Raw genomic sequence first — 15,387 nt, 5'->3', positions numbered from 1 at the left:
CCGCCCGTCAGTCGAACGTCTCGACGTACTGCTCCGCCGGTCCCAGCTCTGGCCGGTCGACGAGGGCGAGGTGCCCACCGAACCGTTCGAGCTCCAAGACGGTGAGGGTGTTGGCACCGGCGCGGAGGAGGGGCCCGGGCACGTAGAGCGTGCGTTGGGGCCCCACCTCCCAGTAGCGTCCGAGCAGTGTGCCGTTGACCCAGACGAACCCCTTGGCGAAACCGGGCAGGGCGAGGAAGGTGTCGGCTGGTTCGCCGAGTTCGCCGAGTTCGCCGAGTTCGCCGAGTTCGCCGAGTTCGCCGAGTTCGCCGAGTTCGCCGAGTTCGCCGAGTTCGCCGAGTTCGCCGAGTTCGCCGAGTTCGCCGAGTTCGAAGCGTGCGTGGGCGAAACCGGCCGTACCACCTGGCGCGGCGGCCGAGGCGGCGTGGGCGGTCTCCTGCGGCGTCCACGCGTCCAGCGGGAGCCGGTGCATGGACCACCCGTGCACGAGTCGGCGTTCCACCCGTACTCCGCCGAGGATGCCCTTGCCCTGGCCCAGAAGCGGCCCGTAGTTGATCCGCCCCTGGTTCTCCACCAGCAGCTCCAGCCTGGTGCGCTCTCCCGTTCCTTCCACGGTGAAAGAGGCCGTCTCGCGGTCGAGTACGGCCGCGGGCACGCCGTCGAGGAAGACCTGGGCGCGGTCGTGCAGCCCCGTCACGGTCACCTCCTGCCGGCCCGGGGGCACCAGGGGATGCGCCGTGTAGAGCACCAGGCCCGCGGACTGCCCCAGTTCCTCGAAGCTGAGCGGTGAGGGCGCGTGTACCGGCTCGGTGGTCGCACGCAACGCCTCCAGCAGCGCGGCCTGCCGGGTCACCGGCAGTGTCCGGGGTGCCAGCAGGGGCGGGTCGGCGGGCAGCGGCCGCTGTGGTGCCGCGGCACCGAGCGCGGTGGCGAGCGTCGCGCGCAGCGCGTGGAACTTGGGTGTGAGCGCGCCGTTTTCGGCAATCGGCGCGTCCGAGTCGTAACTGGTGACGGTCGGCTGGAAGGTCTCCCCGTCGTGGTTGGCGCCCGCCCACAGTCCGAAGTTGCTGCCACCGTGTGCCATGTACAGGCTGATCGAGCCGTCCGCGTCGAGGAGGTCGCGCACGGTGTCCGCCGCGCTGTCGGCCGAGCGGACATGGTGTTTCTCGCCCCAGTGGTCGAACCAGCCGTTCCAGAACTCCGCGCAGAAGAACGGCTCGCCCTGGCGGCGCGTGCGCAGCAGTGCCGCGGCGTCGGCGGGCCGCGAGCCGAACGTGGCTGCCGTCAGCTCGCCGGGCAGCGTGCCGCCGTCGAGCATCAGCGGGGTGGGTCCGTCGGCGGTGTAGAGGAGTTCGGTGATGCCACGGTCGACGAGGGCGTCGCGGACCCAGCGCAAGTAGAGGCGGTCGTCGCCGTAACTTCCGTACTCGTTCTCGATCTGCACGGCGACGACGGGCCCGCCGTGGGCGGCCTGCAACGCGGCCACCTTCGGCAGGAGCGCGTCGAACCAGCGGCCCACAGCGTCCAGGAACGGCGGATGGCTCGTGCGCGGCCGCATGCCGGGGGTGCCGGTGAGCCAGGCCGGCAGCCCGCCGTTGTCCCACTCGGCGCAGATGTACGGTCCCGGCCTCACGATCACGTCCAGACCGGCTTGCTGGGCCAGCTGGACGAAGCGCGGCAGGTCGCGCCACCCGTCGAAGCGGACATCTCCTGGGCGGCGTTCGTGGAAGTTCCACGGAATGTAGGTGTCCACCGTGTTGAGCCCGAGGGCCGCCAGCCGGTCCAGGCGGTCCGCCCAGTGGCCGGGGTGGACGCGGAAGTAGTGCAGCGAGCCGGACAGCACCCGGTGGGGCCGGCCGCCGCGCAGGAACCGGCCGTCGGCGTGCGTCAGGGTGGCCGCCGCTCGCCCGGCGGACGAGGCGGCGGGCCCGGTGGGAGGTGGGGTCACTTGAGGGCTCCGGCGGTCATGCCCGCGCGCCAGAACCGCTGGAGCGCGAGGAAGGCGATCACGAGGGGGATGACGGACACCAGCGACCCGATGACCACCAGCGGCGGAGGCACCGCGACATGGCTGGCGTTCCAGCCGACCAGGCCGACGGTGACCGGCTGCAACCGGTCGTCGCCGAGCACCATCGACGGCAGCAGGTAGTTGTTCCAGATCTCCACGAGCTGGAACAGGAAGATCGTCACCAGCGCGGGCAGCATCATGCGCAGGCCGATGCTGCGGAAGATCCGGAACTCGCCCGCGCCGTCGAGTCGTCCGGACTCCAGGACCTCGTCCGGCACCGTCTGAGCGGCGAACACCCGCGCCAGGTAGACACCGAACGGGCTGACCACGCTCGGAAGCAGAACCGCGAGCGGGTTGTCGATCAGCTGAACCCCGGAGAACATCAGGTACAGCGGCAGCGTGAAGAGCACCTTGGGCACCAGCACGGCCGCCAGGATGGTCCCGAACAGCGCACCGCGCCCGGGGAAGTCGTACTTGGCGAGCGCGTAGCCGGTCAGCGCCGAGAGCGCGGTGCCCACCAGCGCACCGACTCCGCAGTACAGCACGCTGTTGAGCATCCAGCGCCAGAAGATGCCGCCGTCCTGGCTGCTGAGCCGCGCGATGTTGTCGAACAGGCCGAAGCCGTCGAACCACAGCCCCGTACCGGAGAACTGCTCGCCGAACGGTTTGCTCGCCGACACGATCAGCCACCACAGCGGGAACAGGAAGTACAGGGCGGACAGGCCGAGCAGGCCCATGACGGCGCCCCGGCTGACGGGGGCGGTCTCCCGCCGTGGTCGCAGCGCGACCCGTTTCCCTGACACCGTGCTCATGCCTGGCCCTTTCGCTCGGTCAGCTTGAAGAACGCGAAGGACACCACGCCCACCGCCACCGCGAGCAGCACGGACTGGGCCGCCGCGTAGTGGTGGTTGCCCGCTGCCACGGCGCTCTGCGCGGACATGATGGGGGTGAAGGCGGAGGAGATGGACCCCCCGGAGACGGGCTGCAGCACCGTCGGCTCGTTGAACAGCTGGGCCGAGCCGATGATGGAGAACACGGTGGTGAGGACCAGCGCCCCGCGTACGGCCGGGATCTTGATGCTCCAGGCGATCCGGACGGCCGAGGCGCCGTCCATCCGCGCGGCTTCCAGCACCTCGGAGGGGATCGACTGGAGGGCGGAGTAGATGATGATGGCGTTGTAGCCGGCCCAGCTCCAGGTGACGATGTTGGCCACGGACCACAGGGCCAGGTCCTCGTCGAAGAAGGGGACGGCCGCGCCGAGAGGCTCCAGCAGCCGGTTGATCGGGCTCGACTGCGAGGAGTACATGAACGACCACACGAGCGCGGCGCTCACTCCCGGGATGGCGTACGGGAGGAAGCTGGAGAGCCGGAAGAAACCTCTGCCCCGCGCGGACTTGGCGTCGAACAGCAGGGCCAGGACCAGCGCGATACCCAGCATCACGGGCACCTGGACCACGCCGAACAGCGCGACCCGGACGAGCGAGGAGGTGAACGCGTCGTCCTGGAGCGCCTGGGTGTAGTTGCTGAGCGGGTCGAACCTCGCGGTGGGCGCGGTGAGTCCGAGCCCGGTGCGGTGCAGGGCGAACAGGCTGCTGACGGCCGCGTAGGCGATGGGCGCCAGATACATGCCGGCGAACAGCACGATGAACGGCGCGCAGAACAGCAGCGGCCTCAGCCGCCGCGCGCGTGGCCGTGTCATGCGGGGTCCCGGTCGGCGGCCGGGGCCCGGTGGCGAGGTGCCGTCGGTGCCCCGGCGGGCGCTGGCCCTTACCGGGTCGGCGAGGTGGGTCACGGTCTGTCTTCCTTACCTGGAAGCTGCGAGCTGGGTGTCGGGGCAGCGGGGGACGGGCGGGACTGGTGCCGAGGAGCCCGTCGCGCCCGGGGGGATGCGCGCGGCACGCGCACGGTGCGGAAGCGAGAGCACACGCACGGGGCGGAGGAGGAGAGCACGCGCACGGTGCGGAAGCGAGAGCACGTGCGCCGGGACGCGGGCCCGGCACGAGGCGCACGAGAGGCTCTAGTCCGAGACCGACAGGCCCTGTTTCTTCATCTCCGTGCGGGTCTTGTCCTGCGCGGTGCGCAGCGCGCCGGCGATGCTTCCCTTGCCCGCCCACGCCTTCCCGAGGCCGTCGTTGAGGTCGGTCGACGTCTTGGTCATCAGCGGGCCCCACGTCCAGTCCGGGTCCACGTGCGGGGACGCGTCGGCGAACACCTCGTAGATGTTCTGACCGCCGAAGTAGGGGTCGCTCTTCAACTGCGGCAGGTCGAGCAGGCCGGTGGCGGCCGGATACAGCGCGGCCTTGTCGACGAGGCCGCCGAACGCCTTCTTATCGGTGCTCATCCAGTGTGCGAACTCCCAGGCCGCCTCCGGGTCGTCGCAGCCCTTGAGGACGGCGGTGGCGGACCCGCCCGAGTTGCCGACCCGCTTCTCGCCCTCCTTCCACTGCGGCATCGGCGCCACGGCCCAGTCGCCGGACGCCTTCTTCACCCCGCCCTTGATGGTCCCGGCCTGCCACACGGCGCCGACGACCGTGGCGATGTCCCCGTTGCCGAGCCCGGTGTACCAGGCCTGGTCGTACATCGGCGCGCTGCTGATCAGACCGTCGTCCGTGAGCGACTGCCAGTAGTCGGCGACCTTCTTGTTCGCCGCCGAGTCCATGGTCGTCTGCCAGGAGTCGTGCGCGGTCCCGAACCACTTGGCGCCCGCCTGCCAGGCGAGCCCCGCGTAGTCGTAGTCCATGTAGGGCGAGGAGATGTGGCGCTTCGGGTCCGAGGCGTGGATCCGCTCCGCCGCGCTCCTGTACTCCGCCCAGGTCTTCGGGGGCTCGAGGCCGAGCGAGTCGAAGACCTTCTTGTTGTAGAACAGCGCCATGGGCCCCGTGTCGACGGGGGCGCCGTAGACGTTGCCCGCCAGCGTCACCGACTGCCAGGCCGCGTCCACGTAGTCGTCCTTGTCCGAGGAGGCGTACTGGGCGACGTTCTCCAACGCGCCCTGCGTCGCGAAGCTGGGTATCGTCTCGTACCCGACCTGGGCCAGGCAGGGCGCGTTGCCGGCCTTCACGGCGTTGAGCATCTTCTGATAGCCGCCCTTGGCGCCCGGCTGCACCGACTGGTAGTCGACGTCGATGTCCGGGTGGCCGGCGTTGAACGCCTTGACGGCGTCCGCGTAACCAGGGGCCCAGCCCCAGAATGTTATCGATGCCTTCCCGGAGGCCGAACCGGACCCGGCGCACCCGGAGACGGTGAGGGCCAGAGCGAGAGCTCCCGCCAGTCCGGCACATCGGGCAGTGGACCGCTTCACAGCTCCTCCTGGATGCCATGACAGGGCGGAGGAAGGGCCTCCGCGGTCGACGATCAGCACGTGACGCCGGCTGACCCCTCGGGGCCGCCGACCGCTGATGGCCGAAACTATGGCAGACGATGTTAGCGATGCCAAGGGTCGTTTCCGGGGCAGCGCAGAGCGCTGTACGATTCCGGCTGACAGATCGTGTTGGCGGTATCAACACGGGGAGTGCTTCGAGGCGGGGACCATGACGAAGCAGGACGACGGCGGAAAGCGGCCGCCGAGCATGACGGACGTGGCCCGGGCCGCGGGGGTCTCCGCGCAGACGGTGTCGCGCGTGCTCTCCGACCATCCCAACGTGCAGGCCACGACGCGAGCCAAGGTGATGGCAGCGGTCGCACAGCTCGACTACCGCCGGAACAACGCCGCCCGCATGCTCTCCTCGGGCCGCAGCCGCACGCTCGGCGTGGTCACTCTGCGAACCAGCTTCTACACGCGGGCCGCGGTCACCTCGGGCATCGAGCGCGCGGCCCAAGCCGCCGGATACGCGGTCAGCACCGCGACCACCGCCTCGCTCGACACCTCCGCCATCGAGGCCGCCCTCTCCCGGCTCACCGACCAGGGCGTCGAGGGGATCATCCTGGCGGTGCCGCTGATCCACAGCAGCCCGCGGCTCGAACAACTCACCCGGGCCACACCCACCCTCACCATCGACGGTTCACGCACCGACGCCACCGAGGTCGTGGCCGTCGACCAGTCCCTCGCGGCACGCCTGGCCACCCAGCACCTGCTGGATCTGGGCCACGAGACGGTCTGGCACATCGCGGGCCCGAAGGAGTGGCTGGAGGCCGCCAGCCGCCGGGACGGGTGGCGTGCGACGCTCGAAGCGGCGGGACGCGCGGCGCCACCGCCGCTGGAGGGCGACTGGTCACCCGCGTCAGGGCACCGCAACGGCCTCGTACTGGGACGGATCCGCGACGTCACCGCGGTCTTCGTGGCCAGCGACGAGATGGCGTTCGGGGTCGTGCGGGCGCTGCACGAGCTGGGCAGGCGCGTCCCCGAGGACGTCTCGGTGGTCGGCGTCGACGACATCGAACTGGCGGAGTACTGCTCGCCTCCGCTGACCACCGTCGCCCAGCCGTTCGCGCAGATGGGCGAGCTGGCCGTCGCGCACCTGCTGCGGTACATCACCGCGCCGGAGGCGGTGCCGGCGCCCGCGCTGGTGGAACCGCGCCTGGTCGTACGCGCGAGCACCGCGCCTGCTCGGGGCGCGGGCGTGCGCGCCGCCGACGGCCCGGGGCAACACGGCTAGACACCAGTGGCGCCGCCGGTGCTCGGCCACGGGAAGTCGGCCGTGCACCGGCGGCGCGCCGCCGTTTCCTATCCGGCGCTCGTCCGCTCGGCGGCAGCGGCGCAGGACGTCGTCAGTTGGTGGGCGCCGCGGTCGGGGGCGCAGCCGGCCACGAGCGGGTTGCCGAAGTAGTCGCGGCTGCCGGGCTCGCCGATGACGCGGCCGTTGGTGAGGGCGGACGAACCGGCCTGGAGCCGGTAGCCGTCGGCGTCGGTGCGCGAGGTCGCGGTGCCGGGCGCTGCCAGCTTCGGGTCCGCCGTCACCTTGTGCGGGTCGGTCGGCTCACCGGACGGGTGGTTGCCGTGGAAGACGTTCGCGTCGAAGCCGAGACCGCCCACGTCGACGTAGGCGGCGTCCGACGTGGCCACATGGAAGATGTTGTTGCTGAAGACCGCGTTGTCGGCGGTGGATCCGTTGCCGTTGCTGACGATCTCGACCGGCTCGGCGAGGTGGAAGGTGTTGTTGTAGATCTGCGTGTTGGTCGTCTTCGCGCAGACCATGTCGAAGAGCTGCCCGCCGTCGTTCTGGCTGATGTTGTAGCGCACGACGTTGTCGGCCGAGGTGGAACCCGAGCCGTTGCACAGCAGGATGAAGCCACCCTCGTTGTCGTGGCTGTAGTTGTACTGGTAGACGGTGCGGGTGTTGGCCTCGTCGATGTCCAGGCCCTGGCCGTCGCACGTGCTCTTGCCGCCGCTGACCTCGTTGTGCTGGTAGACGGCGTCCACGGTGTTCCAGCCCCAGATGCCGGCGGCGCAGTGCTCGGGCTCCCGCTCGCGGAAGCCGTCGACCTTGTTGTACTCCACGAGAGCGCCGTCGGTGTGGTGCGGCACGATCGCGTCACCCCCGATGTCGGAGACGGAGTTGCCGCGGATCACCACGCCCGTCTGCGGCCTCCAGGGCCCGCATGTGGAGCCGCAGTTGGCGTTCTGCAGCTCCGGGCGCCGCATCCAGCGCGTCCAGAAGTGGATACCGTAGCGGTCGACGGTCTTCACCGTGTTGTCGAGGATGGCGACGTCGTCGAAGCTGGTCGCCTTCGAGTGGCCGAGCACCTCGAAGAAGATGCCCGCGCTGGCGTCGTCGTCCTTCTTGGTCTGGTTGCCGTTGACGTCGTGGATGTCCAGTCCGCTGAGCCGGTAGTGGGTCCCGGTGCCGGAGTCGGTGCGGGTGATGTGGACTCCGCGCCGGGTGGCGGCGGTGTCGCCCTTGTTGGAGATGTCGAGGTTGCGGATCTCCCAGTACTGCTGGTCCGCGAGCCGGACCACGTCGGTCACCTGACCCGCCCCGGCGAGCTTCGGCTTGGCCCCTGAGCCGTACGTGTCGACGGTGATCGGCTGCCCCTCGGCCCCCGAGCCCTTGGGGAAGAGTTGCCGGCCCTCACAGGTGGAGCCACGTTTGAGGAGGATGGCGTCGCCGGGCTGGAAGGTGTGGGAGTTCACCTGCTCCAGGGTGTTCCAGGGCGTGGACCGGCTGCCGTCACCGGAGGTGTCCGCGCCGCAGTCCACGTGGAAGGACTGCGGCTGCGGCGTCGCCTGCGCATGGGCCGTGGCCCACAGGGAGGGGACGGACAGGGACAGGGCGGAGACGAACAGCGTGAGTCTTCTTGTGCGCACAAAGGGCTCCCTGCAGGGTCGTCGGACGAGGCCGAACGAACAAATGACGGTGCGGTGCCGTGCGGGGGTGACGAGAGCCACCAAACGAAAGACGTCTGATGTCTGTTGTCGCTCTGGGACCATAGGAACCCGCCTGGGGAGCGTCAAGTACGCCGGGCCCGCGCGACGTTCGTGCCCGACGTGACGAGGCGCGACCGGAGTCACGGTCGTGGGGTGGCCCCGAGCCGCTCGCGGAGCGCAACCCGGCCCCGTGGCGCCACGTGACGCGGCCGCACGGCGTTGACTCGGCACGCGCAAGCCACTTGCAAAACTTGCGCTATTGTTGCGTGTATGACGCGACGACTTGCGCAGGTGGCGCAGAAAGTGGGTGTCTCGGAGGCCACGGTCAGCCGGGTGCTCAACGGGAAACCCGGGGTCTCGGAGGGGACGCGGCAGGCGGTTCTCACAGCGCTCGACGTACTGGGATACGAGCGCCCGACGCAGCTGCGCGGCGAACGCGCCCAGTTGATCGGCCTCGTGCTGCCGGAGCTGTCGAACCCGATCTTCCCGGCCTTCGCCGAGGTCGTCGGCGGTGCGCTCGCGCAGCGCGGGCTGACCCCGGTGCTGTGCACCCAGACCCCGGGCGGTATCCAGGAGACCGACTACGTGGACCTGCTGCTCCAACAGCAGGTCTCCGGCGTGGTGTTCGCCGGAGGTCTGTACGCCCAGGAGGACGCCCCGCACGAGCACTACCGGCTGCTGCACGAGCGTCGGCTGCCGGTGGTGCTGGTCAACGCGCCCATTCCGGGGCTGGACTTCCCCTGCGTCTCCACCGATGACGCGGTCGCCGTGGAGCAGGCATGGCGGCACCTCAGCTCGCTCGGACACGAACGGATCGGGCTCGCGCTCGGCCCCTCCGACCACATCCCCTCCCGGCGCAAACTGGAGGCAGGCCAGGTCGCGGCGCGGGTGGCGGGGGGCGAGTTGCCCGAGGCGTTCGCGGTCCGCGGCATGTACTCGATGGAGGGCGGCCAGGCAGCCGCCTCCCGGCTTCTGGACGCCGGTGTCACCGGCATCGTCTGCGCCAGCGACATCATCGCCCTCGGTGCGGTACGAGCCGCCCGCAGGCGCGGGCTCTCGGTCCCCGGGGACGTGTCCGTGGTGGGGTACGACGACTCGCCGCTGATGACCGTCACCGATCCGCCGCTGTCCACCATCCGGCAGCCCATCGACGCGATGGGACGTGCCGCCGTCCAGTTGCTCACCGCCCAGCTGGAGGGCAAGGAGGTCGTCCGCGACGAGATCATCTTCGAGCCGGAGCTGGTCGTCCGCGCCTCCACAGGCCCCGCGCCACTGGGCTGACGCGACAGCCGCGGGCCCGGCCGGCCCTGCCTCTCGCGACGTAACCGCCCCAGTTCACCGCCCCCCCGCAGCCCTGCGCCCTCCGGGACGCAGGGCTGTTCGGTGTGCGGTCCGACGGTTTCCGCACCGTGATCGACGGGGCTATCGATTTTTTGCAATAAACGCGCGGGATATTGCGCTGCGATGACCCCGGTGGTTGAGTGTGCGCGACGCCCGGCGCCCAGGGCCTCGCGGCGGATTCCAGCCCGTGGGGCCGATCCCACGCTGCGCGCACAGCGCACCACCGAGCCGCTGATCACCCGCCCGGAAGGGGTCCATCGATGTCCATCGCGAGAAGCCGTACGCTCGGGCTCGCCACCGTGACCGTTCTCGCGCTGAGCGCGCTGGCCGCCTGCGGCACCAGCAGCGACAGCGCGGACGCGGACTCCGGCGGCAAGGTGAGGCTCGACGTCAACGGGCAGCCGCCCAAGACGCAGGCCTTCGAACGCAAGCTCTTCGACAAGCACGTGAGGCAGTTCGAGAAGGCCAACCCGGACATCGACATCGTGCCCCACGAGGGCTTCATGGACCCCAAGACCTTCAACGCGAAGCTGGCGGGCGGCAAGCTCGAGGACGTCTTCTACGTCTACTTCACCGACACCAGGTCGCTCATCGACAAGCGGCAGGCGGCGGACCTCACGGACGCCGTCAAGGACATGCCGCACCGCGGGGACGTCCAGGACCAGCTGATGAAGGTCTTCCAGAACGACGAGGGCCGGCAGTTCGGTCTCCCGACGGCGAACTACTCGATGGGCCTGGTCTACAACCGCAAGCTGTTCGAGAAGGCCGGCCTCGACCCCGACCAGCCGCCGAAGACCTGGGCGGAGGTGCGCGAGGCGGCCAAGAAGATCGCGGCGCTGGGCGACAACACCGTCGGTTACGCCGACTTCTCCAAGAACAACCAGGGCGGCTGGCACTACACCGCCGAGCTGTACTCGCGCGGCGGACGGGTCGCCGAGGAGGACGGCGGCAAGTGGAGAGCGGCGTTCAACACCTCCGAGGGCAGGGCCACCCTGCGAGACCTGCACGACATGCGCTTCAAGGACGACTCGATGGGCAGCAAGCAGCTGCTCCAGGCCGAGGACGTGCAGCGGATGATGGGCTCGGGCAGGCTCGGCATGTACCTCTCGGCGGCCGACAACATCAGCGTCATCGCCAAGCAGTTCGGCGGTGAGTACGAGGACTACGGGCTGGCCCCGGTGCCGGACGCGAAGGCGACACTGCTCGGCGGAGAGGGGTACATGATCAACCCCAAGGCGTCGCCCGAGCAGGTCAAGGCGGGCGTCAAGTGGCTCCAGTGGAAGTTCCTCAACCCCGCCCTCATCGAGCGCAACGTCGCCGACCACGTGCGGGACGAACTCCCGGTCGGTCTTCCGATGCCGCCCACCCCCGACATCTGGAAGGGCGAGGTCCGCGAGAAGGTCGAGCAGGTCAAGAAGAAGAACGCCAACGTGCCGACCGACAACTACGAGACCTTCGTCCAGGCCGCGCCGCACGTGCCGGGCGTGATCGAGCCGCCGAAGGCCCAGGAGGTCTACGCGGTTCTCGACTCGGTCATGCAGGCCGTCCTGACCAAGAAGGACGCCGACCTCGACAGGCTTCTCGACGACGCCGAGAAGAAGGTCAACGCGATCTACCGCGCCGCCTGATGAGCACCTCGCTGAAGACGCCTCCCCGGCGCGCGGCCACGCCGTCGCCGTCGCCGCCCGCCGCACCGAAGCAGCGCGGCGCCCGCCGGCGCTCACTGCGTGAGCACGTGACGGCGTACGGGTTCCTCAGCGCCGCTCTGGTGATCTTCGCACTGTTCTCCTGGTGGCCGATCGTCCGCAACGTGCTCCTCGGCTTCCAGCACGTGAACTTCGCGACGGGCAACACCTGGGCCGGTTTCGCCAACTTCGACACGCTCTTCCACGACCCGCTGTTCCTCACGGCCTGGAAGAACACGGCGGTGTTCACGCTGTACGCGCTGCTGCTCGGCTTCGCGGTGCCGTTCCTGACGGCCGTGGTACTCAACGAGTTCCGGCACGCGAGGGCGTACTTCCGGATCCTGGTCTACCTTCCGGTGATGCTGCCGCCCGTGGTGGTGGCGCTGATGTGGAAGTGGTTCTACGACCCGGGGCCCGGGCTGCTCAACGAGATCCTCCGCACGGTGCACCTGCCGACCTCGGCCTGGCTGGACTCCTCCGCCACCTCCCTCATCTCCCTGGTCCTCGTCACGACCTGGGCCAACATGGGCACCACGACCCTGATCTACCTGGCCGCGCTCCAGACCATCCCCGGTGAGCTGTACGAGGCGGCGGAGCTCGACGGCGCCAACCTGTGGCAGCGGCTGCGCCACGTCACCGTCCCGCAGACCAGGTTCGTCCTGCTGGTCCTGCTGCTGCTCCAGATCGTCGCGACGATGCAGGTGTTCACCGAGCCCTACGTGATGACCGGCGGAGGCCCCCAGGACTCCACGGTGACCGTCATGTTCCTCGTCTACCGGTACGCCTTCGTCTACAACGACTTCGGTACCGCCAGCGCGCTGAGCCTGCTGCTTCTGCTCGTCCTGGGCGCCTTCTCCGCCCTCTACCTGCGGGTCACCCGCGGCTCCAAGGAGTGACGTGATGTCCGCCTCGATGCGCACTCTCGTACGCCCGGCGGTCCTGCGGACCCGCAGGGGCCGGCTGATCTACTGGTCGGTCTTCGCCGTCGCCCTGGTGCTGTTCACCGCGGCCTTCATCGTGCCGCTGTACTGGGCGGCGACCGGCGCCATGAAGTCGCCGTCGGAACTGGCGCAGACTCCGCCCACGTACCTGCCGGAGGTCTGGCACCCGGAGAACTACGCCAAGGCGTGGCGGGAGATGGATCTGGCCCGCTATTTCCTGAACACGGTCGTGCTCGCCGGCGGGGCCTGGCTGGTGCAACTGGTGGTGCAGGTACCGGCCGCCTACGCGCTCTCGAAACTGCGTCCCCGGTTCGGCAACGTAATTCTCGGCCTGATGCTGCTGACCCTGATGATGCCCGCCACGGCGCTGCTGGTGCCGGTCTACCTCACCGTCGTGGACGTCCCCCTGTTCAACCGGAACCTGATCAACAGCCCGAGCGCGGTCTGGCTTCCCGCGGCGGCCAACGCCTTCAACATCTACATCCTGAAGAACTTCTTCGACCGCATACCCGACGAGTTGCTGGAGGCCGCGAAGATCGACGGCGCGGGCCCGCTGCGCACCATGTGGCGCGTGGTGCTGCCGCTGTCCCGGCCGATCCTCGCCGTGGTCTCCATCCTGTCCATCGTCACGGCCTGGAAGGACTTCCTCTGGCCCCTGCTGGTGCTCCCGGACCCCGCACAGCAGCCGCTGAGCGTGTTCCTGCAACGGGTGGCCCAGGACACCCCGCTCAACAGCCTGGTCGCCGGCCTCGTGATGGCCTCGCTGCCGCTGATCGCGCTGTTCCTGGTCTTCCAGCGTCAGATCATCGCCGGGCTGGGCGCCGGCAGTCTCAAGGGCTGACCCGGCCGCCGGGCTCAGCGCTGACCCGGTCGCCGGGCTCACGGGCCGGGCCGGCCGCCCGGCAGCGGGCCGGACCTGGCCCCACCAGGCAGTTCACGCATCTCCTTCGAAAGGACTCCCTCTTGTCAAGGACGGAGTGGTGGCGCAGTGCTGCCATCTACCAGGTGTACGTCCGTTCGTTCGCGGACGGGAACGGGGACGGCACAGGTGACCTGGACGGCGTGCGCTCCCGGTTGCCCTACCTGGCCGAGCTGGGCGTCGACGCGCTGTGGTTCACCCCGTGGTACCTCTCGCCGCTCGCCGACGGCGGTTACGACATCGCCGACTACCGTGCCATCGATCCCGCTTTCGGCACCCTCGACGAGGCCGAGAAGCTGATCGCCGAGGCCGGTGAGCTGGGCATGCGCTGCATCGTGGACGTCGTCCCGAACCACGTCTCCGATCAGCACGAGTGGTTCAAGGCCGCGCTGGCCGCGGGCCCCGGATCTCCCGAGCGCGAGCTGTTCCACTTCCGGCCGTACTCGCCTGAGCCGCCCAACAACTGGGTGGGGGAGTTCGGAGGGGTGCCGTGGTCCAGGACCGAGGACGGAGAGTGGTACCTGCACCTCTTCGCGCCCCAGCAGCCCGACCTCAACTGGGACCACCCGCGGGTCCGCGAGGAGCACGAGGAGGTGCTGCGGTTCTGGTTCGAGCGCGGCGCCGCGGGGGTGCGGATCGACTCCGCCGCGCTCCTGGCGAAGGCCGAAGGGCTGCCCTCGACCGATCCGTCGCGGCCGCACCCCTTCCACGACCGCCCTGAGCTGCACGACATCTACCGTTCCTGGCGGAGGATCGCCGAGGAGTACGGCGCCGCGCTGATCGGCGAGATCTGGCTGCCCGACGCCGAACGGTTCACCCGCTACCTGCGCCCCGACGAGCTGCACACCGCCTTCAACTTCGACTTCATGTCCCGGCCGTGGGACCCGGCGCAGCTGTGGGAGTCGATCGACCTCACCCTCGCCACGCACGCCCCGGTGGGCGCACCGGCCACCTGGGTGCTGGCCAACCACGACGTGACCCGCACGGTCACCCGCTACGGGCGGGCCGAGGACACCGGCTTCGCCTTCGAGCGGAAGCGCTTCTCGGTCCCCACCGACCTGGCGCTCGGTACGCGCCGCGCGCGGGCCGCGGCGCTGCTCACCCTGGCGCTGCCCGGCGCCGTCTACCTGTACCAGGGCGAGGAGCTGGGTCTGCCCGAGGTGGAGATCCCCCGGGACCTGATCCAGGACCCGATGCACGCCCGCTCCGGCGGGGTCGATCCAGGGCGTGACGGCTGCCGGGTACCGCTGCCCTGGGAGGGCGCCCCGGAGCCGAGCTGGCTGCCGGTGCCGCCGGACTGGGCCGGGTACGCCGCCGAGCGGCAGGCGTACGACCCCGGCTCGATGCTCTCCCTCTACCGCACGGCGCTGCGGCTGCGGCGCTCCTTCGGGGAGGCGGGACCGCTGCGCCGGCTGCGCGCCGACGAGCCGCGGGTGCTCTCCTTCGCCCGCACCGCGCAGCGGGACGGCGTCACCTGGATCTGCCTGGTCAACTTCGGCCCCGACGAGGTGGTGCTCCCCTCGGACACCGAACTCCTGCTGGCGAGCGGCCCTTTGTCCCCGCGGGGACTGCTGCCGCAGGACACGGCGGTCTGGCTGCGGGCCTGAGCGCCCGCGGCCGGGCCGCGACCCCCACGAAGAAAGGAATGTCATGCGCATGACGCAAGTGAGCGGCAGAGCGTGGCGGTCCACCCTGGCGGCCACGCTCGGCGCCGGCCTGCTGCTGACCAGCTGGCAGCTGGTGCCGGTGCACGCGGCCGAGGGCTCCGAGCCCCTCCCGCTGCATCTCATGGGCGAGGGCACGGCGCGCGTCCAGGACGGCGACCCGGACACGTACGCCGAAGGCAGCAGCAAGGACTGGGTCACCGCGGACCTGGGCGCGACCCGGCGCCTCGAGAGGGCCGAGGTCCGGCTGCCCGGCGCGGGCCGGACCGTGCGCCTCGAAGGGTCCGCCAACGGCAAGGACTTCAGCGAGCTGTCCGGCCTCACGGCACGCGAGGGAAAGGCCACCTTCACGCTGAACGGCGCAGCGGTGCGCTACCTGCGCGTCACCGGCGCCACGAAGGTGGCGGAGCTCGCCGTCTACGCGGCGCGCTCCGGCGACACCACGCCGCCCGAGGCCCCAGCCGGCACGGCGCTCAAGGGCACCACGCTCAGCTGGCAGCGCACCGCGGAAGCCACCGGCTACGA

Annotated in this window: 11 protein-coding genes and 1 pseudogene; 7 read left to right on the top strand and 5 right to left on the bottom strand. The window is 70.1% G+C overall.

Annotation, left to right across the window (positions count from 1 at the left end; translation table 11 throughout):
- Positions 1–7: 7 nt before the first annotated feature.
- The 4 genes from MMF93_RS01565 to MMF93_RS01550 form a co-directional block, all read right to left on the bottom strand.
- The gene (locus MMF93_RS01565) at positions 8–1,948 is read right to left on the bottom strand and encodes a glycoside hydrolase family 35 protein (protein ID WP_242748784.1); all 1,941 of its coding nucleotides are present in this window, start codon (positions 1,946–1,948) and stop codon (positions 8–10) included.
- The gene (locus MMF93_RS01560; RefSeq protein WP_242748781.1) at positions 1,945–2,820 is read right to left on the bottom strand and encodes a carbohydrate ABC transporter permease; all 876 of its coding nucleotides are present in this window, start codon (positions 2,818–2,820) and stop codon (positions 1,945–1,947) included. The genes MMF93_RS01565 and MMF93_RS01560 overlap by 4 nt, the downstream gene beginning before the upstream one ends.
- Positions 2,817–3,707 (bottom strand): carbohydrate ABC transporter permease, encoded by an 891-nt coding sequence (locus MMF93_RS01555; RefSeq protein ID WP_242748778.1) that lies wholly within the window; start codon positions 3,705–3,707, stop codon positions 2,817–2,819. Before MMF93_RS01555 ends, MMF93_RS01560 begins: the two co-directional genes overlap by 4 nt.
- 318 nt (positions 3,708–4,025) lie before the next feature.
- Positions 4,026–5,309: an ABC transporter substrate-binding protein gene (locus MMF93_RS01550; RefSeq protein WP_242748775.1), complete on the bottom strand. Its 1,284-nt coding sequence runs from the start codon at positions 5,307–5,309 to the stop codon at positions 4,026–4,028.
- A gap of 229 nt (positions 5,310–5,538) precedes the next feature.
- On the opposite strand from MMF93_RS01550, the gene MMF93_RS01545 reads away from it, so the two are divergent.
- The gene (locus MMF93_RS01545) at positions 5,539–6,603 is read left to right on the top strand and encodes a LacI family DNA-binding transcriptional regulator (protein ID WP_242748773.1); all 1,065 of its coding nucleotides are present in this window, start codon (positions 5,539–5,541) and stop codon (positions 6,601–6,603) included.
- Positions 6,604–6,671: 68 nt separating this feature from the next.
- Here MMF93_RS01545 and MMF93_RS01540 read toward each other — a convergent pair whose 3' ends face one another.
- Positions 6,672–8,252: a right-handed parallel beta-helix repeat-containing protein gene (locus MMF93_RS01540; RefSeq protein ID WP_242748771.1), complete on the bottom strand. Its 1,581-nt coding sequence runs from the start codon at positions 8,250–8,252 to the stop codon at positions 6,672–6,674.
- A 330-nt stretch (positions 8,253–8,582) separates the two neighbouring features.
- Here MMF93_RS01540 and MMF93_RS01535 point away from each other — a divergent pair, with 330 nt between their 5' ends.
- The 6 genes and pseudogenes from MMF93_RS01535 to MMF93_RS33630 all read left to right on the top strand — a co-directional run.
- Positions 8,583–9,593, top strand: a complete 1,011-nt coding sequence (locus tag MMF93_RS01535; protein WP_242748768.1) for a LacI family DNA-binding transcriptional regulator — start codon at positions 8,583–8,585, stop codon at positions 9,591–9,593.
- 320 nt (positions 9,594–9,913) lie between these two features.
- Positions 9,914–11,281: an ABC transporter substrate-binding protein gene (locus MMF93_RS01530; protein WP_242748765.1), complete on the top strand. Its 1,368-nt coding sequence runs from the start codon at positions 9,914–9,916 to the stop codon at positions 11,279–11,281.
- On the top strand, positions 11,281–12,234 hold the full coding sequence (locus MMF93_RS01525; protein ID WP_242748763.1) for a carbohydrate ABC transporter permease: 954 nt from the start codon (positions 11,281–11,283) through the stop codon (positions 12,232–12,234). The genes MMF93_RS01530 and MMF93_RS01525 overlap by 1 nt, the downstream gene beginning before the upstream one ends.
- 4 nt (positions 12,235–12,238) lie before the next feature.
- Complete coding sequence (locus MMF93_RS01520) at positions 12,239–13,120, top strand: carbohydrate ABC transporter permease (protein WP_242748761.1); 882 nt, start codon at positions 12,239–12,241, stop codon at positions 13,118–13,120.
- 122 nt (positions 13,121–13,242) lie between these two features.
- Entirely contained in the window at positions 13,243–14,805 is a 1,563-nt protein-coding gene (locus MMF93_RS01515) for a glycoside hydrolase family 13 protein (RefSeq protein ID WP_242748759.1), read from the top strand.
- A gap of 43 nt (positions 14,806–14,848) precedes the next feature.
- A pseudogene (locus tag MMF93_RS33630) lies at positions 14,849–15,235 on the top strand (glycosyl hydrolase); the annotation flags it as partial.
- Positions 15,236–15,387: the final 152 nt, after the last annotated feature.

It is taken from the genome of Streptomyces tubbatahanensis (assembly GCF_022699385.1).
Classification (GTDB): Bacteria; Actinomycetota; Actinomycetes; order Streptomycetales; family Streptomycetaceae; genus Streptomyces; species Streptomyces diacarni.
This window is presented reverse-complemented; position numbering and strand designations above follow the sequence as displayed.

Coding starts and splice junctions, on each gene's coding strand:
- MMF93_RS01535 (WP_242748768.1), top strand. CDS start 8,583: ATGACGCGACGACTTGCGCAGGTGGCGCAGAAAGTGGGTGTCTCGGAG.
- MMF93_RS01555 (WP_242748778.1), bottom strand. CDS start 3,707: ATGACACGGCCACGCGCGCGGCGGCTGAGGCCGCTGCTGTTCTGCGCG.
- MMF93_RS01530 (WP_242748765.1), top strand. CDS start 9,914: ATGTCCATCGCGAGAAGCCGTACGCTCGGGCTCGCCACCGTGACCGTT.
- MMF93_RS01545 (WP_242748773.1), top strand. CDS start 5,539: ATGACGAAGCAGGACGACGGCGGAAAGCGGCCGCCGAGCATGACGGAC.
- MMF93_RS01560 (WP_242748781.1), bottom strand. CDS start 2,820: ATGAGCACGGTGTCAGGGAAACGGGTCGCGCTGCGACCACGGCGGGAG.
- MMF93_RS01525 (WP_242748763.1), top strand. CDS start 11,281: ATGAGCACCTCGCTGAAGACGCCTCCCCGGCGCGCGGCCACGCCGTCG.
- MMF93_RS01520 (WP_242748761.1), top strand. CDS start 12,239: ATGTCCGCCTCGATGCGCACTCTCGTACGCCCGGCGGTCCTGCGGACC.